Annotated in this window: 16 protein-coding genes and 1 pseudogene; 4 read left to right on the top strand and 13 right to left on the bottom strand. The window is 64.6% G+C overall.

Annotated features, from left to right (window positions below):
- From ACREYQ_RS19325 to ACREYQ_RS19275, 11 genes are all read right to left on the bottom strand, one after another.
- On the bottom strand, positions 1 to 1,140 hold the full coding sequence (locus ACREYQ_RS19325; RefSeq protein WP_432261797.1) for a porin: 1,140 nt from the start codon (positions 1,138 to 1,140) through the stop codon (positions 1 to 3).
- Between the two features lie 148 nt (positions 1,141 to 1,288).
- Entirely contained in the window at positions 1,289 to 2,707 is a 1,419-nt protein-coding gene (locus ACREYQ_RS19320; protein ID WP_432261796.1) for an amino acid permease, read from the bottom strand.
- 263 nt (positions 2,708 to 2,970) lie between these two features.
- Positions 2,971 to 3,969, bottom strand: coding sequence for an amidohydrolase family protein (locus ACREYQ_RS19315; protein ID WP_432261795.1), 999 nt, complete (start codon positions 3,967 to 3,969; stop codon positions 2,971 to 2,973).
- The gene (locus ACREYQ_RS19310) at positions 3,966 to 4,511 is read right to left on the bottom strand and encodes a 3-hydroxyanthranilate 3,4-dioxygenase (protein WP_432261794.1); all 546 of its coding nucleotides are present in this window, start codon (positions 4,509 to 4,511) and stop codon (positions 3,966 to 3,968) included. Before ACREYQ_RS19310 ends, ACREYQ_RS19315 begins: the two co-directional genes overlap by 4 nt.
- 41 nt (positions 4,512 to 4,552) lie before the next feature.
- Complete coding sequence (locus ACREYQ_RS19305) at positions 4,553 to 4,996, bottom strand: RidA family protein (RefSeq protein ID WP_432261793.1); 444 nt, start codon at positions 4,994 to 4,996, stop codon at positions 4,553 to 4,555.
- Complete coding sequence (locus ACREYQ_RS19300; protein WP_432261792.1) at positions 4,993 to 5,799, bottom strand: 2-keto-4-pentenoate hydratase; 807 nt, start codon at positions 5,797 to 5,799, stop codon at positions 4,993 to 4,995. The genes ACREYQ_RS19305 and ACREYQ_RS19300 overlap by 4 nt, the downstream gene beginning before the upstream one ends.
- Positions 5,796 to 6,842, bottom strand: coding sequence for a 4-hydroxy-2-oxovalerate aldolase (gene dmpG / locus ACREYQ_RS19295; protein ID WP_432261791.1), 1,047 nt, complete (start codon positions 6,840 to 6,842; stop codon positions 5,796 to 5,798). Before dmpG ends, ACREYQ_RS19300 begins: the two co-directional genes overlap by 4 nt.
- The gene (locus tag ACREYQ_RS19290; RefSeq protein WP_432261790.1) at positions 6,839 to 7,804 is read right to left on the bottom strand and encodes an acetaldehyde dehydrogenase (acetylating); all 966 of its coding nucleotides are present in this window, start codon (positions 7,802 to 7,804) and stop codon (positions 6,839 to 6,841) included. Before ACREYQ_RS19290 ends, dmpG begins: the two co-directional genes overlap by 4 nt.
- Before the next feature lies 1 nt (position 7,805).
- Positions 7,806 to 8,621: a 2-keto-4-pentenoate hydratase gene (locus tag ACREYQ_RS19285; protein ID WP_432261789.1), complete on the bottom strand. Its 816-nt coding sequence runs from the start codon at positions 8,619 to 8,621 to the stop codon at positions 7,806 to 7,808.
- Positions 8,622 to 8,630: 9 nt separating this feature from the next.
- Positions 8,631 to 10,100 (bottom strand): 2-hydroxymuconic semialdehyde dehydrogenase, encoded by a 1,470-nt coding sequence (locus tag ACREYQ_RS19280; protein ID WP_432261788.1) that lies wholly within the window; start codon positions 10,098 to 10,100, stop codon positions 8,631 to 8,633.
- A gap of 99 nt (positions 10,101 to 10,199) precedes the next feature.
- The gene (locus ACREYQ_RS19275) at positions 10,200 to 11,204 is read right to left on the bottom strand and encodes a LysR substrate-binding domain-containing protein (protein WP_432261787.1); all 1,005 of its coding nucleotides are present in this window, start codon (positions 11,202 to 11,204) and stop codon (positions 10,200 to 10,202) included.
- A gap of 269 nt (positions 11,205 to 11,473) precedes the next feature.
- On the opposite strand from ACREYQ_RS19275, the gene ACREYQ_RS19270 reads away from it, so the two are divergent.
- Both ACREYQ_RS19270 and ACREYQ_RS19265 read left to right on the top strand, forming a co-directional pair.
- Positions 11,474 to 12,514 (top strand): porin, encoded by a 1,041-nt coding sequence (locus tag ACREYQ_RS19270; protein WP_432261786.1) that lies wholly within the window; start codon positions 11,474 to 11,476, stop codon positions 12,512 to 12,514.
- 63 nt (positions 12,515 to 12,577) lie between these two features.
- Entirely contained in the window at positions 12,578 to 14,371 is a 1,794-nt protein-coding gene (locus tag ACREYQ_RS19265; RefSeq protein ID WP_432261785.1) for a hypothetical protein, read from the top strand.
- A 237-nt stretch (positions 14,372 to 14,608) separates the two neighbouring features.
- On the opposite strand, the gene ACREYQ_RS19260 is transcribed toward ACREYQ_RS19265, so the two are convergent.
- Positions 14,609 to 16,705, bottom strand: a complete 2,097-nt coding sequence (locus tag ACREYQ_RS19260; protein ID WP_432261784.1) for a TonB-dependent receptor family protein — start codon at positions 16,703 to 16,705, stop codon at positions 14,609 to 14,611.
- 179 nt (positions 16,706 to 16,884) lie between these two features.
- Between ACREYQ_RS19260 and ACREYQ_RS19255 the strand changes: the two are divergent.
- Together ACREYQ_RS19255 and ACREYQ_RS19250 are read left to right on the top strand one after the other, a co-directional pair.
- Positions 16,885 to 17,367, top strand: a pseudogene (locus ACREYQ_RS19255) (PepSY domain-containing protein); the annotation flags it as partial.
- A 235-nt stretch (positions 17,368 to 17,602) separates the two neighbouring features.
- The gene (locus tag ACREYQ_RS19250; protein WP_432262599.1) at positions 17,603 to 19,306 is read left to right on the top strand and encodes a SulP family inorganic anion transporter; all 1,704 of its coding nucleotides are present in this window, start codon (positions 17,603 to 17,605) and stop codon (positions 19,304 to 19,306) included.
- A 529-nt stretch (positions 19,307 to 19,835) separates the two neighbouring features.
- On the opposite strand, the gene ACREYQ_RS19245 is transcribed toward ACREYQ_RS19250, so the two are convergent.
- Entirely contained in the window at positions 19,836 to 24,284 is a 4,449-nt protein-coding gene (locus ACREYQ_RS19245; protein WP_432261783.1) for an H-NS family nucleoid-associated regulatory protein, read from the bottom strand.
- Between the last annotated feature and the right edge of the window lie 287 nt (positions 24,285 to 24,571).

The raw sequence follows: 24,571 nt of genomic DNA, 5'->3' as shown, positions 1-24,571 counted from the left end.
TCAGAACTTGTGCGTGATGCCCAGGCCAACGGCCGAGGCCGCGTCGCCCGGCTTGAGCCCGGGCACTGAATTGGCCGACAGGTTGTAGCGCGCCGTCGCATGGTTGACCAGCCGCGTCAGCGACGCCCACAGTTCGGTCCGCTTCGACAACGTATAGCCGTAGCCCAGCGATACCTGCCACGCGCCCGAGTCCGTGCCAGGCAGGCCGATGCCGCCCACGGCCTGCGTGGTGTTGCCGTGCGCCTTGCCGCCATTGGTATAGGAAGCGCGCAGTTCGTGCGGGCCGAAGGCGTGCGTGGCGGCCACCTGCCAGGCATCGCGGTGCATCGACTGGCCCGGGGCGGGTTCGTAGCGCAGCCGTTCGTAGGCGCCGCGCAGTTTGGTGCTGCCAAAAGCGTACGTCACGCCGACACGGTCGGCGTGGTCGCGCGAGCCGCTGTAAAAATAGTCGCCGTGATATTCATGACCCCACGCCAGGAACCAGCTCCCGCTTGCGTAGCTGACCAGCCCTGACCATGCGATCGGGTTGGTGGTGGCGGTGCGGTCTTCCGGCATCGACAGCGCCAGCCGCGCGGACACGCCACCCCAGTTTGGCGTGCTGTATTGCACGAGATTCTTCTGGCGGCGGTCGAATGACTGGGGCGCCCCGCCGTTGGCGGCCGTGGCGAAGCCGTTCCCCATGATCGAGTTGGATGCGAAGATGCCCGCCGTGAACGGATCGACCGCGTACACCGAGACGTAGCGCAAAGGCATTTCCCACTGCCCCAGCAAGACCTCGCCCCATGGCCCGCGCAGCCCCACGCCAGAGTTGCGATCCGCAATCTGCGACGTGCCGGTGCCGTCCATGGGCAGATTGGTCTCAATCTGGAAAAAGGCCTCCAGCCCGCCGCCAAGCTGCTCCCTGCCCCGGAAGCCAAGCACCGAGAGATCATTGGAGAGACGATTCAGCGACTGCGAGCGCCCATTGCCCGACAACCGGATCGACTCCACGTTTTCCTTGATGAAGCCGTAGATCTGGACGCTGTCGCCCGCCTGCGCCCACGCCGGGCCCGCCGCAGCGGCCGCCAGCAGGGCCGCGGCGCAGCCAAAGGCCCCGACGTGCGCGCTTCCCTCGGGAATCGCTGGGATGGCACCTCGCATGTCTGCTCTCCTTGTCATTATTTGGTGTACGAATTCTATTTACATGAGTACATATTGTTATCCGTGTATACACGTAACCGGAAAGCACTGCGGCCCCGCCAGCCCGGCTTCCCGGGCTGCGGGGCCGCATCCAATCTGCGCCAGGTCCTCAGGCCGACTCGCTCGCCAGCCCGGCGGCCGCGCGTCGGCGGCGGAACCACGCGTAGTACGCCACCGTCAGCACGGCCAGGAACGGCAGGCCGGTCAGCAGCGTCATGCGGAACGCCTCGGTGAACAGGGTCGTCAGCAGAATGGCGAGCATCAGCGCCGCGCCCAGCAACGTCAGCCACGGAAACCCGCGCATGCGGAACGCCAGCGGGCGGTTGCCCTCGGCCAGCCAGCGGCGGCGGAAGCAGTAGTGGGTGACAAAGATCATCAGCCACGTGAACAGCGCACCGAACATCGAGACTGACATCATCAGCAGGAAGGCATTGGCGGGATACAGCACATTGAGCGCGGTCGCCAGCGCAATGCCGATGCTGGACAGCAGCAGCGCATTGGCCGGGATGCCGCGCCGGCTCAGCCGGCCCAGCGACGCCGGCGCCTGCCCCGCGCGCGACAGGCTGAACATGATGCGCGTGGTGATATAGAGCTGGCTGTTCATGGCCGACAGCGCCGCCACCAGCACGACGAAGTTGACAAGGCCGGCCGCGCCCGGAATGCGCACGGCTTCCATGACCTGGACGAAGGGGCTCTTCTGCGTGCCGGCCACGGTCCACGGCACGATGGCGAGCATCAGCGCGAGCGTCAGCAGGTAGAACAGGCCCAGCCTGACCATGGTGGAACGGAAGGCACGCACCACGGCCCGCTCCGGGTCGCGTGCCTCGCCCGCGGCGACGGCGATCATCTCGATGCTCAGGTAACTGAAGATCGACACAATGACCGCCACCCACATGCCCCACACGCCCTTCGGAAAGAAGCCGCCATGCGCCGTGTAGTGATGGAATCCGGGCCCGGCGCCGCCGCCGGCAGGCGCGCCATATACGACCCAGGCGCCGACCAGGATAAAGCCGACAATCGCCACGATCTTGATCAGCGAGAACAGGTACTCGACGCTGCCGAATATCCCCACGCCAACCAGGTTGACGGCAACCAGGGCGGCCGAGAACGAGACAATCCAGAACCAGGCCGGCACCTGCGGGAACCAGTAGCCCATGTAGAGCGCCACCGCGGTGACCTCCGTGCCGACCGCCAGCACAATCGATGCCCAGTAGGCATAGCGCACCAGGTAGCCCGCCAGCGGGCTGATGTAGTGCTCGGCATAGGCGCCGAACGAGCCGGAGGTGGGGTGCGCCACCGTCATCTCCGCCAGGCACCCCATCAGCAGCAGCGTGATCAGGGCGCCGATCGCATAGCTGAGCAATACGCTCGGCCCGGCAAAACCGATGGCAAAGCCGCTGCCCATGAACAGGCCGGTGCCGATGGCGCCGCCGATGGCGATCATGGCCAGTTGCGCCGGCCGCAGCGTGCGGTGCAGTCCGTGCTCGCGCGCGGCGATGCGCGCGAAGCCCCCTTCTTGATGATGCATGGTCTCCTCCTTGATGGTGGCGCCGCCGGGTAGCATGGCGGCGCGGTGCAAGGCCCTGGCGTGCGCTAATGCCGTTCAGTTAAGGCATCAAACGCAAACGCTACTGTCATTCCCGCGCGGGCGGGAATCCAGCGTCTTTCACGTCCCCTTCGGGGATGAAGTCACTGGGTTCCCGCCTGCGCGGGAACGACGGTGGCCAACTGAACGGCCTTACGGGCGGGCGCCTTCTGCGGGGCGCTCCGCCGCCCGGGCCGTCCGGTTTCCTACAGTGCGAAGAATTCGCAGGCATTCCCGCCCAGCAGCCGCCGGCGTGCCGGCGCGGTCAGCTCGGTCCGGCGGATCAGTTCGCCCACCTGCTGCTCGCCCAGTGGATAGGGGTAGTCGGACCCCAGCATGACGCGCGCCTCGCCCATGGTGTCGACCAGCAGCTTCAGCGCCCGCGGGTCGAACACGGCCGAGTCCACATAGAAGCGGTCGACGTAGGACGACGGCGGATTCGGGCAGTCCTCGCGCACGATATCGCGGTGCCGCCACGCGTTCTCGACCCGGCCCAGCAGGAAGGCAAAGCTGCCGCCGCCATGTGCAAAGCACAGCCGCAGCGATCGCGGAATCCGCTCGAACGCGCCCGAAAGGATCAGCGAGAGGATGCCAAGCTGCGTTTCGGCGGGCATCGACACCAGCCACGGCAGCATCCACTTCTTCATGCGCGGCGCGCCCATCATGTCCCACGGGTGGACCAGCACCGGCACCGACTCCTGCGCGCAATGCGTGAGGAAGGTGACCAGGCCTTCGTCATCCAGGTCGCGCTCGCCCATGTGGTTGCCGATCTGCACGCCGACATGCCCGATACTTTTGGCACGCGACGCCTCGCGGCAGGCGGCGTCGATGTCTTGCAGCGGCACCTGCGCCAGTGCCCTGAGCCGCTCGGGCCGATAGGCGCACAGCTCCATGGCGTAGTCATTCATGCGCTGCGACCAGGGCACGGCCGTCTGCACCGGGTAGTGGTAGCCGAACATCACCGGCGTGGCGCACATCAGCTGGATATCGACGCCGTGGCGGTCCATTTCCTCAATGCGCCGCGCCGGGTCCCACAGCGCGGAGTAGACCGGGCGGAACGGCGTATCGCCGGTCATGATCATGCCGTTGCCGGCCCCGTCCGGACGCAGCCACGGGGCCGCAACAGGATCCAGCGCAGCCGCCTCGGCGCGGGTGATCGGCGGAAAGAAGTGGCTGTGGATATCGACGACAGGACTGCCGCTCATTGCCCGCCTCCGTCCAGCCGGGCCGCCTTGCCGGCGTGCACCGTGCCGCATTGCGGGCAGCGGCGCCGGCTCTCGTCGCCGTAGAACTGCTCGAACAGCGGCGGCAGGTCCTGCACGATGCTCCTGAGCTGGACCTCCACGCGGTGGACCAGGCCGCCGCATGACTGGCAATACCATTCGAAGCCATCGACCATGCCCTCCGGGCGCTGGCGCTCGATGACCAGGCAGCGGCTGTCAGGCTCCGGCCGCTGCGGCGAATGCCGCAGGTGCGGGGGGAGCAGGAAGATATCGCCTTCGCGCAGGTCCACGCGCTCCGGCTTGCCGCGGTCCATGATCGCCAGCCAGGCATTGCCCTTGAACTGATAGAAGAACTCTTCCAGCGGATCGTCGTGGAAGTCGGTACGGTGGTTGGGGCCGCCGACCACGGTAACGATGGTGTCGGCATCCTGCCAGACCTGCTGGTTACCCACCGGCGGGCGCAGCAGGTGGGCGTGTTGGTCCAGCCAGCGCTGGAAATTGAAGGGCATGCCAAAGCGGAACATGACGCTAGCCTTTCTGGTTGTGGTGCTTGTCTTGTCGGAGGTCAGGCGGGCTGCAATGCAGCGTCGCGGCCAAGCGGTACGTAGGCGACGGCCTTGATCTCGATCAGCAGGTGAGGATGCGGCAACTGGTGCACCGCCACCGTGGTCCGGGTCGGGCCGTCGTAGTCGAAGTATTCGCCGTAGACCTCGTTGTAGCCGCCGAAGTCGTTCATGTTGACCAGGAAGGCCGTCACGTCGACCAGGTCGGCCAGATCGGCACCCATGCTCTTGAGGATGTCGCGGATATTCAGGATCACCGCCCGGGTCTGCTCGCGGATATCCAGGCTGGTCACGCCCAGGGCGTCGGCGCTGGCGCCGGCAAAGGTATTGTCGGCGCGGCGGGAACTGGTGCCGGAAACGTAGAGGAAGTCGCCCGCCCGCTTCACGTGAGGAAAACGTCCGCGCGGCACGGCCATGCCGGCAACGACGGTGGAAATCGTGGTCATGCCGCACCTCCGCAATAGTCTGCCTGCCGTGGCCCCGCGGTCAGGAACTCGACCTGCCCCAGGCCGCCGATACGCGTCCTGACATGGCAGCCGGGGCGCAACGCCTCGGCTGCCGTGGCCGCCCCGGCCATCACCAGCGAACCGGCGGGCAGGACCATGCCCGCCGGTGCCAGCAGTTGCGAGGCCTGCACCAGCGCGCGCAGCGGATTGCCCAGGATGGCGGCGGTGCTGCCCAGCTGCACGGCTCGGCCGTCGAACTCCATCGCCACGCCCCGGTTGTCCAGCGCGTCGCCCGGCCGCGACCAGGGACCGACCACCAGCCCGGCCGACGAGCAATTGTCCGCCACCACATCCGCCAGCGTGAAGCGGAAGTCCCGGTAGCGTGAATCGATGATTTCCATCGCGGGTGCGACGGCCTCCAGGTAGCTGCCCGCCTCGGCCAGGGTCAGCGGCCGGCTGATGTCGCGCGAGGTGAGGTAGCAGACCTCGGGCTCCACGCGCGGATGGATATAGGCCGACAGGTCCAGCACGCCGCCTTCCTCGCACAGCATGGCATCGGTCAGGCAGCCCCAGATCAGGCTGTCCACGCCCATCTGGATCATCTTGGCGCGGCTGGTGAAGCCCAGCTTGATGCCGACCGGCCGCTCGCCGCGGTCGTGCCGCAGCGCGATCGATTCGGACTGGACGTGGTAGGCATCGTCGAGCGTGAGGGGCGTGTCGCCGCTTAGCTGCGCAATCGGCTCGCGCAGGCGGGCGGCGTCGTCCAGGCGGGCGGCAAGCAGGGAGATCAGGTCCGGGTTCATGCGGCTTGGCTGGAAGAAGGTTGCAGCGGGGCGCCGCGCTGGCGCAGCAGGTCGAGCGCCACATCGACGATCATGTCTTCCTGTCCGCCAACCATGCGGCGCCGGCCGAGCTCGACGAGGATGTCGACGGTACTGATGCCGTAGCGCGCGCTGGCCGCTTCGGCGTGGCGCAGGAAGCTTGAATAGACGCCGGCATAGCCGATCGCCAGCGTTTCGCGGTCGACCCGCACCGGCCGGTCCTGCAGCGGGCGCACCAGGTCATCGGCGGCGTCCATCAGGGCGTAAAGGTCGGTGCCATGGCTAAGGCCGAGACGGTCGATGGCGGCAATGAAGACCTCCAGCGGCGCGTTGCCCGCTCCGGCGCCCATGCCCGCCAGCGAGGCATCGACCCGATCGCAGCCATGCTCCAGCGCCACGATCGAGTTGGCCACGCCCAGCGACAGGTTGTGGTGGGCGTGCATGCCGGTCTGCGTGGCCGGATCGAGCACATCCTTGAACGCATCGAAGCGCTCCGCCACATCGCGCATGGACAGCGCGCCACCCGAATCCACCACATAGACGCATTCGGCGCCATACGACTCCATCAGCTTCGCCTGCTGCGCCAGCGCCGCGGGCGGCGTCATGTGCGACATCATCAGGAAGCCCACCGTGTCCATGCCGAGCTTGCGCGCGTACTCGATGTGCTGGCGCGAGATATCGGCCTCGGTGCAGTGCGTGGCGATGCGCACGGTGCGCGCGCCGGCGTCGTAGGCGGCCCGCAGGTCGTGGATGGTGCCGATGCCCGGGATCAGCAGCGTGGCAACGCGGGCATGCCTGAGCTCCGCCGCGACCGCACTGATCCATTCCAGGTCGGTATGCGCGCCAAAGCCGTAGTTGAAGCTGGCGCCGTTCAGCCCGTCGCCATGCGCCACCTCGATGCTGTCCACGCGGGCCGCATCCAGCGCCCGCGCAATGGCCACGGCCTGCGCCAGGCTGTACTGGTGGCGGATGGCATGCATGCCGTCGCGCAGCGTCACGTCCGATACGTAGACCTTCTTCGTCATTGCAGGGCCTCCTGGCGCAGCGCCAGCCGCCGCGCGGCCAGGCGTTCGGCGGTGGCCAGCGCCGCCGAAGTCATGATGTCGAGGTTGCCGGCATAGGCCGGCAGGTAGTGGGCCGCGCCCTCCACTTCCAGGAAGACCGAGACCTTGAGCCCGCCGGTGCGGCCAAGGCCGGGCACATTGACGGGATGCGCCGGGTCGATCCGCTCGAACTGCACGTCCTGCTTGAGCCGGTAGCCCGGCACGTAGGCCGCCACCCGGGCCACCATCTGCGCCACCGAGGCGCGGATGGCCGGCTGGTCGGCATCGGCGCGGGTCAGGCAGAACACCGTGTCGCGCATCAGCAATGGCGGCTCGGCAGGATTCATCACGATGATCGCCTTGCCGTGTGCCGCGCCGCCGACCTCGACGATGGCGTTGGCCGTGGTCTCGGTGAACTCATCGATATTCGCGCGCGTGCCCGGCCCCGCCGAGCGGCTGGCGATGGACGCCACGATCTCCGCGTAGCTGACGGGTGCCACCTGCGCCACGGCGCGCACGATCGGAATCGTCGCCTGGCCGCCGCAGGTCACCATATTGATGTTCGGCGCGTCGAGATGGGCTTCGAGGTTGACCACCGGCACCACATACGGACCGATCGCCGCCGGTGTCAGGTCGATGACCTGCACGCCGTGGCGCTGGAGCAAGGCGTTGTGATGCATGTGCGAGCCCGCCGAGGTGGCATCGAATGCAATGCCGATATCGCCAAAGGCCGGCATCTCCAGCAATCCTTCCACGCCCGCATGCGTGGTCGGCACGCCCAGCCGGCTGGCGCGGGCCAGGCCGTCGGACGCGGGATCAATGCCGACCATTGCTCCCATTTCCAGGTGCTGCCCGTGGCGCAGGATCTTGATCATCAGGTCGGTGCCGATATTGCCGGAGCCGATGATGGCCGCCCTGATGCGCCTTGATTTGCTATCTGCCATGTCATTGTTCCCCGATCGCCCCGGCAGGCTTGCCGAAGCGGGTGGTCAGGGCGCCCAGCCCTTCGATCCGCACATCGAACACATCGCCGGCAGCAACCGGCACCATCGGCCCGAGCGCGCCGGTCATGACAATGTCCCCGGCCTGCAGCGGGCGGCCGACGCGGACCATGGTGTCGGCCAGCCAGATCGCCGCGCGCAGCGGATTGCCCAGGCACGCCGCGCCGGCGCCGACGGACACGGGCTCACCGCGCCGCCCCATCACCATGCCGCAGCCAATGATGTCGAAGTCCGCCAGCCGCACCGGGCGCGAACCCAGCGCGAACAGCCCGCTGGAGGCGTTGTCCGCGATCGTGTCGACCAGCCGGATATCCCAGTTGGCCACACGGCTGCCCACGATCTCGGCGGCAGGCAGGGCATAGGCCGTTGCGCCCAGCAGGTCAGCGATGGTGTGGCGTTCATGCGTGAGCGGGTGTTCCAGCACCAGCGCAATCTCGGCCTCGATCTTCGGTTGCAGGACACGCGAGAGATCGATCTCCTCGCCCTCCGTCACGGCCATGTCGGCAAACAGCATGCCGAAATCGGGCTCGTCCACGCCAAGCTGCTGCTGCACGGCGCGCGAGGTCAGCCCGATCTTGCGGCCAACCAGCCGGCGCCCCTGCGCCAGCCAGCGCTGCGTGTTGATCTCCTGCACGGCGTAGGCGGCCGGCAGGTCGTGTTCGCCGATGCAGTCGCGCACCGGCGCACAGGGCGTGGCATCGGCATGCGCCTGCCACAGGCGCTCGGCAGCCTGCCGGATCATTGGTTTGGTGTCGTCCATGGTTCGCGCTCAGAGCTTGATGCAGATATTGGCCACTTCGGAATAGAAATCGAGGGAGTGCCGTCCGCCTTCGCGGCCCAGGCCGGAGAGCCCGACACCGCCGAAGGGCGTGCGCAGGTCGCGCAGGTACCAGGTGTTGACCCAGGTCAGGCCAACCCGGATCTGGCGCGCCACCCGATGGGCGCGTGCCAGGTTGGTGGTCCAGAGCGCGCAGGCCAGGCCATAGGCACTGTCGTTGACGCGGGCGATGACCTCGTCCTCGCGGTCGAACGGCGCGATATGGCAGACCGGGCCGAAGATCTCCTCGGTGACACAGCGGGCGTGGTCCGGCAGGCCGGTCCAGATGGTCGGGCGCACGTAGGCACCGTGGTCACGGGCATCGCCGAACACCGGCACCGTGCCGCCGCTCACCACGGTGGCGCCCTCCTCGACTGCCAGCCTGAAGTACGACAGCACTTTTTCGCGGTGGCCCTGGGAAATCAGCGGCCCCATGTCGACCTCGGCATCGTCCGGATAACCGATGCGCCAGGCATCGGCGCGGGCCTTCAGCGCCGCGACAAAGGCGTCGAAGATCGGCCGCTCGACAAACACCCGTTCAGAGCACAGGCAGACCTGGCCCGCATTGGTGAAGGATGACCGCAGTACACCGGCCACGGCAGCATCGAAATCCGCATCGGCAAACACCACGGCTGCGTTCTTCCCGCCCAGCTCGAACGAGATTTCCTTCACGCCGTCGGACACCGCCCGCATGATGGTGCTGCCGGTTTTCGATTCACCGGTGAAGGTGATGGCATCGATGTCCGGATGGCGCGTGAGGAATTCACCGGCCGACCCGCCACCAAAGCCATGAACCAGGTTGAACACCCCTGCCGGCACGCCGGCCGCATGGATGACTTCGGCCAGCAGTGCCGCCGACGCCGGCGTCTCCTCGGAAGGCTTGGCGACCACCGTATTGCCGCAGGCCAGCGCCGGCGCGACCTTCCAGGTCAGCAACAGCAAGGGCAGGTTCCACGGCGAAATGATCCCGACCACGCCGACCGGCTTGCGCACGGTGTAGTTCAGCGCACCGGCACCGTCGGCGGTAGGGGTCTCGAAGAGTTCGGTGTTGGCCGTCTTGGCGAGATCGGCAAACGTGCGGAAATTGGTGATCGCCCGGGCTACGTCCAGGCTGCGCGCCTGGGCAAGCGGGCGGCCGGTATCGCCCACTTCGGCCGCCACGAAGTCGTCGAAGCGGGCTTCGATGCCGTCAGCAATCCGGTGCAGGACGGCGGCCCGCTGCTGTACATCCAGCTGGCCCCACGGTCCGGCCAGCGCGCGCCTGGCGGCCTGAACGGCACGGTCGACCGTGGCCTCATCGGCTTCGCAAACATTGGCGACCAGGCGCCCGTCCACCGGGCTGCGATCGGCAAAGGCATGCGCCGTGGCGACGAATTCACCGTCGACATAATGGCGGATCTGCGGAACATTCTGCGCTGGCACGGCGTTGTCTCCCCGCTGCGCGGATTGGACAAGGGGTGCGCAGCGGGGACCAGTATATGGACGCCCCCCAGGCCTGCATAATGAAGAAGCCGACTCCAGCTATTCCGGTTTGGCATGGCTGGAGCGCCCGCCCGGCGCGGACTCCAGGGCCTGTTCCGCGGCCTGGCGCAGGCATTCGATGAACTGCCGTGCGGCGGGTGTCGGCGCCCGGTCGCTGCGCACCGAGTAGCCGATGGTGCCGAACATGCCGATACCGCCAAGCTCCAGCACCGACAACACCCCGAGTCGGGCAAAGTGCTCGGCCACATCCCGTGCCATCAGGCTGATCGCCCCCATGTCCTGCATCAGGCCGATATTGGTCAGCAGCGACAGCGACTCGACCAGGTTCCCCGGCGGCGGCAGGCCGGCGTCTTCGAACATGCGCTCGGCCGCCAGCCGGGCCGGCGACTCCGGCAACGGCAAGATCCACGGCTCGGCCGCGAGCTCGGCCAGCCGCAGATCGGGGCGCGCCGCGAGCGGATTGCCGCGCGCCACCACCACGCACATGGTGCTGTCATACAGCGCGGAATGATCCAGCGCAAACATGCGGGCCAGCGGCAGGTCGCTTTCGGGCAGGCGCCCCACTACGAGGTCGAGCTCGCCGGTCGCCAGCGCGGGGAACAGCCTGTCGGTGGGGGCTTCGCGGACAGTCACCAGGATGCCCGGGCGGCGCGCCTTCATCAGCGCGATCGTGCGCGGCAACAATCGCGCCGAGGCCGAAATCAACGTGCCGACAATGACATGGCCGGTTTCGCCCGAGCGGAAGGCATTGAGTTCATCGGTCAGGTAGCGCAGTTCGGCGATCACCGCCTTGACGCGCTCACCCAGCAGTAGGCCGTAGCTCGTGGGGACTACGCCACGGTTGGACCGCTCGAACAGCTGCACCTCCAGATCGACTTCCAGTTCCTGGATGGCCTTGGTGACCGCCGGCTGGGTCAGGTTCAGCTCGCGCGCGGCACGCAGGATGGAGTTCGATTGCAGGACCCGGTCAAAGATCAGCAACGGCTTGAGCTTGAGGCGACGCAGCATCACGTCGCTCAGGGCAATGTTGGGGCGGCTGGACATGAAAGCTCTGGTTCTGCGCCGGCTGCCCGGCGGATGGCTGCGCCTGTACGGGTCAACCCGCTATAACCAAACCCGCAGTGTGTATAAAAAGAAATCATGAGAATACACCATTTGCCGCCATGTATCATTTCATTACCCCGCGTATACATGTGATGTAAATTGCACGGGTTGGAGGAACATGCCCCGGGCGACGCCTGCCATATGGCGGTCAAGGGAAGTGCAGGCAGCACCGCGTCCGATACAAAAGAACGGCAAGATTCGGAGACACAATGAAAAAGAAGTTACTCGTGATCGGCGCCATGCTGGTCGCGTCCGGCGGTGCCCGCGCCGATGGCGCTGTCTGGCTGTCGGGCTACGTCGACCTGAACATCGAACACCTGGTCTCATCCGGCCCGGCCAGTGTCACCCGCATGACCAGTGGCGGCCTGAACAATTCGCGCTTCAACCTCAGCGGCTTCGAGGACCTGGGCGGCGGCTACAAGGCCGTGTTCACGATCGAGCCGACCTTTGCCGCCGACACCGGGGTGCAGGCCGCGCAGTTCCGCCAGTCATTCGTCGGCCTGAAGAACACAGACCTGGGCGAGGTGACGCTGGGCCGGCAGTTCACGCCATCGTACTGGATCGCGGGCTACGCGGATCCGAGCTGGGCCGCTGCCTACAGCATGGTCAACAACATGGAGTTCTTCTATGCGTCCTATCGCGTGGACAACGCGGTCCAGTACAAGACGCCCAGCTTCTACGGCCTCACCGGCCGCGTGATGTACGCGTTCGGGCTCGAAGACACGACACGCGCGGGCCGATTCCTCAGCATCGGCGTGGACTACCGCAACGGCCCGCTCTTCCTCGGCGCTGTCAGCGAACTGCAGTACACACGCAACATCCGCCAGGCCGCGCAGATCCCATCCTCGCGCGACAACTACTTTTCGGCCGTCTACCGCATCGGCGGCTTCGAGCCGACCGCGATCTTCCACACCTACAACGGCTACTACGCGTATCCGCCCTATGTCGCGTTCCAGTCGAGCGGATGGGATGCGCAGCTTGGCGCGCGCTGGAATATCGACGGCCGCAACCGGGTCTATGGCAGCGTGGTCTACCGCCACGACAACAATAACAAGAGCATCACCAGCGCCACGGGCTTTGTCGTCGGCTATATCTACGGCATGTCCAAGCGCACCGACCTTTACGCCACCTACGCGCGCGTCCAGAACCAGAACACGGTGCCGATTGCCTACCCCGTGACCTTCTCGTCCAATCCGAGCCCCGGCCAGAATCCTTCTGGCTTCCAGCTGGGCATCCGCCACGCATTCTGATCGCCGATACCAGCGGACCTGCCCCGGCCCGCTCCGCACCGCCTGATTGACAAGGAACAAGACATGCATCGTCCCCAACACCAGTATCGCCAGTCGGCCCTGGCCAAGCGCTGCGCCCTGGCCCTGGCACTGATGTCAGCCGCCCTGCTCCCGCCCGCGGCCATGTCCGCCGGCACCGACGCTGCCGCAGCGGGGCAGGCGACGCCCGGCAAACCCGACATCAAGGATCCGTACCTGGCCGAATGGCTGCGCCTGACCCCTGACCGCCGGCCCGCCCCGCTGAAGCCCGGCGTCGACTACGGCATGGATCCCGCCACCGGCAAGTTCATCTGGCCCAAGGCCACCCCCGAGGTCCACCAGGGCATGCGCTTTCCCGGCGAAATGGACACCTGGGACAAGAACAGCTACGCCAGGAACGTCAAGGTGCTGGCGTTCTACCCGGGTGTCGGCTCGCCCTTCCACGCCTGGAACAACGTCGTCGACTTCGAGGGCCGCCGCTACCTCTACATCCATGACCGCGACTACCTGCGCATCATGGACGTGACCGACCCCGCCCATGGCAAGGTCGTCTACTCGCAAGGCGGCGTGTGGGGGCCAAAGGGATCGAGCGAGAAATACGACCCGAACACAGTTCAGAACTACCTCGGCGGCGCCACCATCGCCTGGAGCAAGAAGCTGGGCAAGCCTGTGATGGTGGCTTCGTACGAGATCGGCCGCTACGGCCTGATGACGGAAAAGATGGAGCAGCCCGACAAGGTCGCAGCGCAGCGCCAGTACAACTCGCTCAAGGGCTTCAAGGTGTTTGCCATGGACGGCCCCCTGCCGAGCCAATGGAAACTGCTTGCGACGCGAACCACCGACTACAAGCATCCGGATGCACCGATCGGCCAGCAGCAGGGCTCCGGCTCGCTGGACGCCCCCGAGTACTACGGCGGCAAGTACATGATCGTCGCGGCGGCGCCGGACGACAGCTACGCGCTGACCGAGTACCCGAACTACCTGTACTCGCCGGGCTACCAGGTCTGGGACATGTCCGACCCCGCCAATCCGGCCTTCGTGTCGCAGGTGGCCGTGCCCGGCCAGATCCTTGGCAACGAGGAACATGAGCAGGCTTACCTGATGAACCCGCGCGCCGGCAACCGGACCTCCTGGATGGGCGCACGCAATCCGATCTTCCTGCCCAAACCGCTGGAGTCGGGCGGCAAGATCGGCTTCGGCGCGATGGGCGGACTTGGCCTGTATGCCTTCGACCTGTCGAATCCCGCCAGGCCGAAGCTGCTCGGCAACGTGAACACGCCGCCCAGCTTCGCCGGCACGGAGTTCGACAATGCCGACGTCAGCCAGTACGCGCGCACGGGCTACGTGTTCACCAACGGCTATCCGATGAACCGTGACTGCTACGAGCCCTACAAGGACATCTTCGTCGTCGACGCGCGCGACCCTGCCCGCCTGAAGGTGGCGGCCAAGCTGCCGCAGCCGGAGATCCCGCCCGGCGCGCCCTTCACCAGCTTCTGCCAGCGCGGCGGCAACTACGGCCCCAAGCGCGCCAACGCGATCGGGCAGCCCGGTGGCTGGCGGCAGGGCGTGGTGCCGTATTCCTTCTACAACGCAGGCGTGCAGATCTACGATGTGAAGGACCCGGCCAGGCCGACCATTGCCGGCTACTTTATCCCGGCGCTTGCCGACGAGAAGGAGCTGCCGTCATACACGCTTGGCAAGGGCGTCTTCGCCATCTACACGGAGTATGACCGCAACATCATCTGGGCCTTTACCGAAAACGGCGCCTACGCCCTGTCGACGCCGCTGCTGGGTGAGCCCGTGCTGGGCGCGCCGGCCAGGCCCTGGCCGCTGCGCTGATTTCGGCGGCACCCGGCGACAGGCGCGCGCCGGTTCGGCAACGCGATCATGGCTGCATTGGATAATCCGGCCAGATCCGTTGCCGCATTCGCGCCTGGTCCGGCTATTCCTGCGGACTCGTCTCCAGTTCGATGTGCCCGACGCGCGACGATACATTGATCAGCGTGCCCCGATACTTGCCAGGGAAGTCCGGCAGCTTGGGGATCAATCAGCGGTTGCAGAAGCTGGCGGCCACGATCAGAACTTGTACCTCACGCCAGCATAGAAGGCCCGGCCAATACCTGGATAGAACACCGCGGTATTTGCCGTACGCGCATCGGTGACAGTGCTGAAGTCGCTGATGTAGCGCTTGTCGGCCAGGTTGCGGGCGTCAAGGAACAGTGTCACACCGCGGTCGAACTCGTAGCTGGCTTCGATCCCGAACAGCACATAGGACGGCGTTTTCAGCGTGTTGGCGTAGTCCACGTAGGCACCGGTCGGCACCCAGTCGATCGTGCCCGCCACACGCAGCCGCGATCCACGGCTGTAGGCCAGCGTCGTGCGCATTACATGTTTCGGCACGCCGGCAATGCGATTGTTGCCGTAGACCGGATCGTTATCGAAGCGGAAATCGCTGTAGTTCCACAGTTGCGACACGGTGATCTTGTCGCCCTTGCCGATCACGTCGCGCAGCACGTCGGCGCTGGCGCCCAACTCAACCCCCTGCAGGATGGTCTTGTTGGCATTGAACGTCGACGCAGGCACATCGGGACTGACCGTGAACTGCAGCAACTGGTCACGCAGCAGCGAGCGATAGACGGTAAGGTCCCAGCCGAAACGATCGTGCTGGCCACGGGTGCCCGCCTCGATCGTCCAGCCATGTTGCGCGGCAAGCGGCACGAAGCGCTGCGTGGTGCCGATGGTCTGGTTCAGGTCGGAGAAGTCAGGCACGTCCGCACTGCGGGTAATGTCGATAAAGGCCTGGACCTCCTTCCTTGGCTCCCAGATCATGCCGAATTTCGGATTCACACCGCTGTAGGTGGTGGCATCGGCCTTTGGCGTCGGATTTGCCGGCAACCCGCCGTAGTCCGTATACTCGCGCCGGTTCCGGTACGCCTTCGCGCCAGCCATCAGGGCCACGGTGGGTGACACATAGAGCCGGTCTTCCAGGTATGCCTCGTAGTTGTAGGCATCCTGCCTTGAATTGAGCGTTTGCGCGCCGCGACCGCCATTGATGTTGACGTATTGGCGTGCGTCGTTGTTGCCGCCAAAGAAGCGCAGCCCGGCGATCACCTGGTTGCGCAGGCCGGCAACGGTGAACTGGCCCGTGTAGCGCGGCGCAAAGCCATAGGTCCAGCTATCCTGGTCGATCACCTGGAAGATCGGGTGGTACAGGCTCTTGTGGATGCCCCAGGTGGTGAAGTCGATCTGCCCGTTCTCCAGCCTGACGCTGGTGACATTGGCCACGCGCTCGGTCCGCGTGTTGCGCGCCTGGTCGCCGGCAAGCGCACTGGCCGACACCATGCGCGGGGTGTTCAATGCAGCATTGAGAGACAGCGCGCCAGGCAGCAACTGGTCGACAATATAGGCGCCGAAGTAAAAGCGCGTCTCAACCGCGGGGCTGAAACGGTAGCCGACATTGGCATTGATCTGTTCATACTGGCCGCGCTCGTGATTGCGATAGCCCTCCGAGTGGCTGAGCGTGCCATTGACAAGAAAATCCCATGCGCCGATCTGGCGCGATACCTGGCCGCTGCCCCGCACGGTGCCGAAGCTGCCGCCGTCAAGCCGCACCAGGTCAGGGGACTCGGCTGTCAGCGCTGTGGGCGTGGTGAAATTGATCGCGCCGCCGAGCGTGGTGCTGCCGTAGGCCAGCCCGTTGCCGCCCTTGTAGACCTCAGCCGCAGCCAGCCCAAGCGGATCGATCTGGTAGAAGTCGCCGCTGCCGTCGGCAAAGTTCGTCGGCACGCCGTCCTGCAGGATTTCGATGCCACGCGTGTGATAACCGCGCGCGATCCCGGATCCACGGACCGACAGCCGAAGCTCCTGCCCGTAGCGCTCCTGGACATAGACACCAGGCGAGTCCTTCAGCACATCACGCAAGTCGAACGCGTAGGTGTTGCTGTAGGAACCAGCGTCGACAAAGCCGACAGAACCCGCTGACTGAAACAGCGATTGTCGTTGCCGCGCCAAGCCTGGCGCCGTCAGCGAGCCTTCGGCATTGGCTCGGGCGGTGATGGTTGGCAGCGTGGGGACTTCAGTATCGGCCGCAGGCAAAGCCTGCGCCAGGGCAACGCCGGACAGGGCAGCGGCAGGAAGCACCGCTGCGCGGCGCCAAGGTTTGGCTCGTTTCATTTCTTATGGTTGTGAATCTGCACCAAGGGTGCTGGCACATTCCATGTTTTTGGTTTGGCCGTGAGGATAAACGCCGTCTGACTACGATGCCATGTGACACGGCGACGCAACCGTAGTCAGGCCGCCTTGGCTGTCGGGACCACGTGCTTGCCACCATGCAGGCCAATGGCGCAGTGGCCGGGTGTCAGATTGCGCTCCCTGCTGCGAGCAAGGCGGTCTTTACGGTGTCATGCTTCCCCAGCGATCCCAGGGGCGAGCGCACGTTGCATATCGACCAGTACAACGGCGCAGTCGTCAAGGACATCCGGTACGTCGACTATGGCCCCGTGGCCAAGGCGATTTCGTATGGCACCTCGCTGCATATGGGCCGCTATTTCGGCATTGCCAATCAGATCCTCTGCGCGGCAATTTCGCCTGGGCTGATGGGGCTCGCAGCGACCGGCTTCATCATGTGGATCCGGCGCAAGCCCACCCGCGCCCTGGGTGCCCCGTCATACCCTGCCGCGTTGCCTCCGATGCGTGCCTGGGTGGCGGGACTGGGGTTGCTGGGGTTGGTCTTTCCCATGACGGGCGTGACGTTGCTGCTGGTCTGGCTGGTCGATCTTGGCGTTGCCCGCATCACCGGCGTGCCGAAAGCCGAGCCCGGCATGGGTGTCCGCTAGAAACGGCCCCTCGGGCGGCGCATAGCAGGCGGCCAGTTCCGCAAGGCATAAGGGGCGCGCGCTTGCGCAATATCAAGCGGCGGACCGCTGCAACATCGCCTGCCAGCCTGGCCTGCGGCGGATGCGCCGGGGTTTCGTCATAAGGGAGATCCGAGCACATGACGCGGTAATCATTCTGATGGCATCCAGCAGTGGCAGAATAGGCGGACCGCCGACCGCCCCAACTACACTGACTATGTGTCCTGCGCCTGATGCCCCTGGTTCATCCACCCCGCCGGACTCCGCCAGGGCCAATGACGTGGCGCTGACGCGAAGCCAGCGTCTCGGGCGAGATGTGGTCGCCGGCTGCTCTATTGCCGGTCTGCTTCTGCCGGAAGCCGTTGCATACGCAGGCATCGCCAATCTGCCTGCGCAAGCTGGCCTGATCGGCCTGCTAGTCGGGCTGGTGATCTACGGCATTGCGGGCACGAGCCGCTTCGCGGTGGTGTCGGCCACCTCTTCTTCCGCCGCGGTGCTGGCCGCGGCCACGCTGTCGACGAGCGGTGCCAATGCCGCGCTTCGGCTGGCGCTCGCCGCCGGGTTCGTGACGCTGGCCGGTGTCTTCCTGGTGCTGGCGGGCATGGCGCGTTTGGGCGGCATTACCGACTTCATCGCCAAGCCGGTGCTGCGCGGCTTCACGTTCGGCCTGGCCGCCACCATCATTCTCAAGCAGATTGCAGGCGTAGCCGGCATCCACCCGACGCATGGCGACCTGCCACGTTTCGCTTACCAGTTCCTGCACGAATCGGCGGCATGGAACCTCAATGCACTCGCCGCGTGCCTGGCGGCGCTGGCCTTGCTGATCGCGCTGGCGCGCTTGCGGCGGGTGCCCGGGCCGCTGGTGGTGATCGTACTGGGCATCGCAGCCGCCTATGCCACCGATCTGACGCACTACGGCATTGCCGAAGTCGGCGCGATCGATCTGGCAAACGTCACCATCGGCCTGCCCGACCTGCAGCGCGTACAGTGGTTGCGCGTTGGCGAGCTCGCCTTCGCGCTGGTGCTGATCCTGTATGCCGAGTCGTATGGCTCGATCCGCAGCTTTGCACTCAAGTACGGTGATGTGACCTCCCCCAACCGCGACCTGGTCGCACTGGGCCTGGCCAATATCGGCTCCGGTTTGCTGCATGGCATGGCAGTCGGGGCAGGCTACTCCGCCACGTCTGCCAATGAAGCTGCAGGGGCGCAGTCTCGCCTGGCGGGTTGGTGCGCCGCAGCAGTCATCGCGCTGATTGTAGCCGCGCTGCTGCCGCAGCTTGCACGCACGCCCGAGCCCCTGCTTGCGGCCATCGTGATACACGCCGTGAGCCACACCTTGCGTCTCGATGCATTCAGGCCCTACTGGGCATGGCGCCGCGACCGCTTGCTGGTGGTCGCGGCATGTGTCGCCGTGCTCCTGCTAGGCGTGCTCGACGGACTGCTGGCGGCAATCGGGATCAGCCTGATGCTGACACTGCGTAATTTCTCCGAGCCAAGAGTCAGCGAACTGGGACGCCTTGGCTCCAGCCACGACTACGTTGACATCGCGGCTCACCCTGAGGCCCGGACTCTGTCGGGCGTGTTGATCGTACGGCCGGAAGCACCGATGTTCTTCGCCAATGCAGAACGCATGCTGGCCAGGGCGCGACACCTGCGCGAGGCAGCGGGGCCGGCGCTCCATACGCTTGTTTTCAGCCTGGAAGAGACGCCCGACATCGATGGCTCGACGATCGAGGCGCTGCATACGTTCGCGTCCGAGGTGGCCGCCAAGGGCCAGCGCCTGCTGCTGGTGCGCCTTAAGCCACCCGTGCTGGCTGTCCTGACACGCGCGGCCAGCGAGACGCTGCCGCGCGAGTCCCTGCATGAACTGAGCGTGGATGAGTGCATCCGGTCACTGGGCCAGGCATGGGAACCTGCTTAGGGTGACCTGGCGGGAGTGTTCCCCTGCATCAGGCCGGCACCGCCGGTGTGCGACTGTGCAACATAGTGTGTCACTGATTAAGTGTCAAATCCCGCTTTCCGCTGCTACGGGTCGTTGTGTGACGGTTCCAATGCTGTATTTGTCCCTCCATAAGCATGCGATGGCCAGCCTAGATGGCGCATTTCGACTTTTTTGATCGTCTACATTGAAGTGTGTCGAACGTCCGACGTTATGGTCTGTGTGGTCAACTGCAATCGCCGGCGCGATTCTGATGGGCGCTTTGGAACGATAGCGCCGAAAGCGTTGGCCGGGCATAAGCCGACGTCGGCAAACTAGCGCCTGCCGGCCAGCATTCGCCTTTGACACCATAGAGGCTGGCAAGGAAGCGCAGAGATCGGCGAGAAGTGGTCAGTCGCGCACGGTCCCTTTCCGGCACGCTAGCAGCTATCCGGGGGTCCAAATGCTTTCACCTTTCTGAATCCTCACGCACTCGGAACAAGGCCTACAATGCGCAGATTGCCGATTCGATTCAAGCTGTAGGCAGACCAATCTCAAAGTCGTTGAGTGTCTTCCCCGTGGCGATGGCATCCCTCAGCCACTTTGGTCGACGACCTTTTCCAGACCAGGTGTTGCCGCGTTCGTTGGCATATTTGGCTGGCCCACTAATGGCGGCTTTCGTTGCTGCCATCGACTTTCGGAAGTCGGCCTGGGGTGCAGCGTCGATACCGACGACACGCAAGAAAAGCGCTGGGTCTGCGGCTTGCAGCTTCAAGGCTTCCGCTTCGAGGAGGCTAATCAGTCCCGCAAAGTTGACTTCCCCTCCCGCAGGGTTGTCCCACTTCCGATGACGCTGATGCACAACGACGAAGAAGCCAATCTTCGAATCCGAGGCTTGCATGTACTGTCCCTTCAGTTGCGCCGCCAAGGACACGAGGTAGTCGGCCACCGTCCAACGCTCGGACATCTTGAGTTCAACTGTGGCTCGCATCTGACCGACCTGACACAGTACATCGCGGCGGGTCGCCTCCGGTAGGATTGGCTCCAGCGTCACTCCATAACGGCCGCCGCTGGCATGGTTCAGCTCGCTTCCGAGTAGCGCCTGAAAGTCTTCCTCGAGAGCCAAGCCTTCGGTCTCTGTCTTGATGTGCTCCATGACCACTCGGCTGAAGAATCGCCGAAGACTGAACTCGCCTTGCTCGATATCGCGTTTCACCGCAAGCAAGTCGTTGTGCACGGCTTGAGCGAACTGCGTGAAGCCTGTCACCGCCGGCGCGAAATCACGCTCGAACTTGGGGTAGTTCTGCTGCGCTACCGGAGCGACATATGCTTCCTCCTCGCGCATCTGAAATTGCAAGTGGCGGATGTACTTTGCAGGCGCGCCCGTAGACTTCCTTCGAAGCGCATCCAACACCTCGTAGGCCGCTTGAGACCTGGCACTCGAAATCGCTGGCAGCAGCGAATCGCGGAGACGCTGAGCGTTGTCGCGAGCGCCAACGTCATACGCCTGCCCATCTTCGTGAACCGTGTCCTCGGATTCGCGGACGACGGTCACGACCCACTCATAGAGCGCTGAGAGTGCTTTCAGGCCGTCCATACCTCGCTCCGCTGCCGCCCTCAAACGGTTCTGACGATCCTTGCCGATATACGCGGCGAGGTCGAACATGAACTCCTCTGCGACGCACTGTTTGGATGCACGCCAGCGTTCCCACCGCGCGCCGAAGGTCGATGGGTAATTCAACAGCCAGAACACGCCCCATACAACTGCGTTTGACCTTAGGCGCGATATTTCGTGAATGCGGGCCTCAAACTCACTCCTCGTCTTTTGCTGCTCGGCATTCTCCGGCGAGGTGACGGTACCCATGGTAGGCAGAGGCTCCCGAAAAGCTCCTGACATGCGCGACCAAGCCTCGCCTTCGAAAGCGTTTTGGTCAACGCTTCCCCCGTCGCCCATTGCGCAGGTCAGAGCAGCTTCCAAGGCATAGGAGTCGACGCTAGCCGAGCCTGTCGCGAACGTCCATGCCGCGCCACCGAGGCCGCGCTGAACGAATGGCGGCGAGTCAGGAAGGTGCCGAATGAGTGTATCGGCCTTGTCGGCCGACACCGCGCCAGCGCCTGCTGCAGCCAGGACTTCGCGGAATTCCTGGAGGGCTACCGCCTCATGCGCGTGCACAACCGACCAGAACCACTTCGGGTAGCCGTTGATTTCAAATCGACCGTAGGAGAGTGCTTGCTTAACCTCGGCGTCGGATAGCGCGGGGAGCTTGGTTCCATCCCCAAGATCAAGATGAAGTCCCTGAAGGCCTGCGACTGTCACGTAGTACGTGGTGTTGCGCTCGGCTTCAACAAATTCGGGGGCGCGCTTGCGCCAGATAGCGCTAAGGCCGGCACGGGCAGCGCTCGCAAGCGCAGGGCCCGCCGCCTTCTCGAACGCCGAGAAATCGCACTCGCCGTAGCGTGAGTTGTGAGTTGTTTGGCTCAGCCAACTAGCAATCCAGGCAAGCGCGTTCGTGTTCGAGCCATCTTGCACACTATCAACTTCAGTCAAAAGCGTGTCCTTGGAAGCCTCATCCAACTCCAGCCTGTCTCGCTTCGCTTTCGGGAGGTGAACAGCCGGCTCCTGCGCAGCAGCGTTGTTCTTCTGCGTGGTCACCAGTTCGGTAAATCCAGGCTCGGCAAGCGCCTCCTCATCGCCGTCTTGCCAGAGCCAGTACATCCCATACGAAACGAATGTCAGCCAGATCCCATTAGGGGTGCGATCACTGTGAGCGATGACCGCCCGAAGTAGGCTCTGCCGAACGGCGTCAGACTGCTTCAGTGCTGTGCGAAGCTCAGCCTGGTTGGCGCTTCCAAAATGGTACTTTCCGTACGCCGTGTAGTACGTCAGGCAAAGTTTTGTGACGCGTTCAACAGGGACACTCCCGGATCGAACCACGAGCGCAATCAGTTCTTCAACAGCTTCCGCGAAATTGTCGTACCGCTCGCTTTGCCCAGCACGCTTCGCCTCAAAGTGCTTCACCATGTGGGCTAACAACCCCTCAGTCAGCGCCACAAGTTGCTCAGGGCTTGCTGAGTCTGCCACGTCGTGCGTCAAAGCCCAGCTGAGATTAACGCCACCGCCCTTGCGCGTGTACTGCTTGCTCGCCAGTTCGGCAATCGCTGTGGCATCAAAGGTCTTCCACGCGAGCTCGCCAAGAAGAAGCCGAAGCGTCCGTTCTTCCAGGCGCGGGCTCGCCTTCGCTGCATCGGCGAGTGCTTGAGCATCGTCATCTCGCTCGAGAGACATCAGATACACGAGCTCAGCGGAGTTTCCTAGCAGCTTCGTGTAATCATTGCCATGTTCGGACAAAACCTTGTCGCGGAAGACGTCGAGACGAGCGTAAGTAGCGATATCGAGAAGCGCGAGTCGGGCGTGCCAGTTAGGGCCAACGCTGTCGTAGGCCTTTAGAAGCGTCGGCTCAATTCCGGGCTTCGCGGCTTGCCAGTAGTTCTCCGCCGTCAGGATGAACTGGTTTCGTCCGAGCGTGTCGCCGCAAGTTTCGAGCCTCTCCAAACTACGCGTCAGCGCTTCGCTCGCGTCGGCCAACGGAACCTGTGCACTCCGCAAGTCACCGAAGAATGCAACGGCCTGCGGCTCAACCTCCAACAACTCCAACCTGCAATGAACATTGAATGTCGCCAGCCAACCGGCGACCGTTAGATAAGCCCGATGTACTCCGCACTCACCCGTCGCCGCCCGCCACGACAGCGCGGCAATAAGCCTACGCGCGTCTTCGGGAGACTGAACTAGGGACGAGAGGCGCTTTGCCGCGAGGTACGGGAGCAATTGCTCGGGGTAAAGCTTGACCTGATGCTGCCCAGAATCGATGAACAGTCTCGAGCCGAGCAGATACGTCAATGAACTTTCAGAGAGCAGCGATCCTACGAGTGGCCGGCACGACAGCACCCCATCCCGAGCCTTGAGAGCATCCGCAGCCAACTCCATGTTTGGCAACTGGCAAACCGCCGAAGCTGCAGCGAGCTTCGACACGGCCTCTTCCAAGCTCCCCGGGGAAGGGCGCCCCACCAGCGATTCGCGGTGGTCCGAGCGCTGCTGAGCCTGGACGCCTGTAACCATCCGCTCAAAGACGGAGGTTAGATCGCCAGGCGGATTGGTTACCGGATCGACGTAAGCCAGAATGTCGAGACTTCCCGGCCCATCCGCAAGGTCATTTAAGCCGAAACGCCGCGCAGCGTCTAGCAACACCTTGCCGTCAGCAACACCATGTCGATTCTCGAGGTACAGCTTGGCCGCCCTCCCTGACAGAGGACGCAATCTGAAGACCTTCAGGTGCTCTTTCGGAACGGACTTCGCATTGACCGTGCCGCCAGCGTCGAACGCGGAGAGTCTCGCGCTCGGAGCATCGGTGGCTTCCACCTCTTCTGATGTATCCTCGGGCAACTCATCCTTCGCATCGCCCACATAGAGCGTTGCACCAAGCTCTGCTTGAACAATCTCAAGGACGGACGGCGTGAGCGTAGCGGGGCGCGACGAGAGAATCCAACTGACATCCGCGCCGGGGCGCCCGACCGCCTTGGACACTCTACGAAGTGCAGATTGGAGACCCGACTCCCGACCCAACACCGCCTCGTCCAGCGAATCAACGAATAGGTGCAATCGCTTGGTGGGCGCAGCCTCCCATGCTCCGAACGCGTTGGCCTCGGTCGCTTCAAGAGCGATGTGGAAGTCGGGCTCTTCGAGAAGCCGGTGAAGGGCAACGAACACAGCATGCCCTCCTTCGTCACGGAGACGCTGCGCGCAGGCTCGCAGTTCGAATGTTTTGCCGAAGTTCGCACGAGCGGTGATGAGCGAGAAGCGTCCGGCGAGAAGCTGCTTCCAGTCCAGGCCCTTGCGGTTCATGGTATCCAGGGACAGAAGGTCATTGAACGAGTATTTGGTCAACAGTCCAAAACGTCGTTCCAGCTCGAGGTATTCAGTCATCGTGGGGCGGTTCAGTGGGACTCTTCTTGGTTATCGTCGGTCTGGGACCTAGGGACGGCCTCGACACGCCCTCCGGATGCGTAGGGAAACTCTGGTAGGGAGAGTTGCCCTAGGACCTCATGATAAACCTGTGCATATTATCCGCCGAACATCCGCCTCCAGCCAGTTACCTCAGAAGTACGGGCAGCTCCGAGTCGTTCAGCAACGCTCGCAGCTCATACTACGTCGCCGGTTGTCCGCCGGGAACTGGCTGCTCCCGCCACTCTTCGAAGAGCGCGTAGGCGACT

The sequence above is a fragment of the Cupriavidus sp. TMH.W2 genome, assembly GCF_050847365.1.
In the GTDB taxonomy this organism is placed as follows: domain Bacteria; phylum Pseudomonadota; class Gammaproteobacteria; order Burkholderiales; family Burkholderiaceae; genus Cupriavidus.
This window is presented reverse-complemented; position numbering and strand designations above follow the sequence as displayed.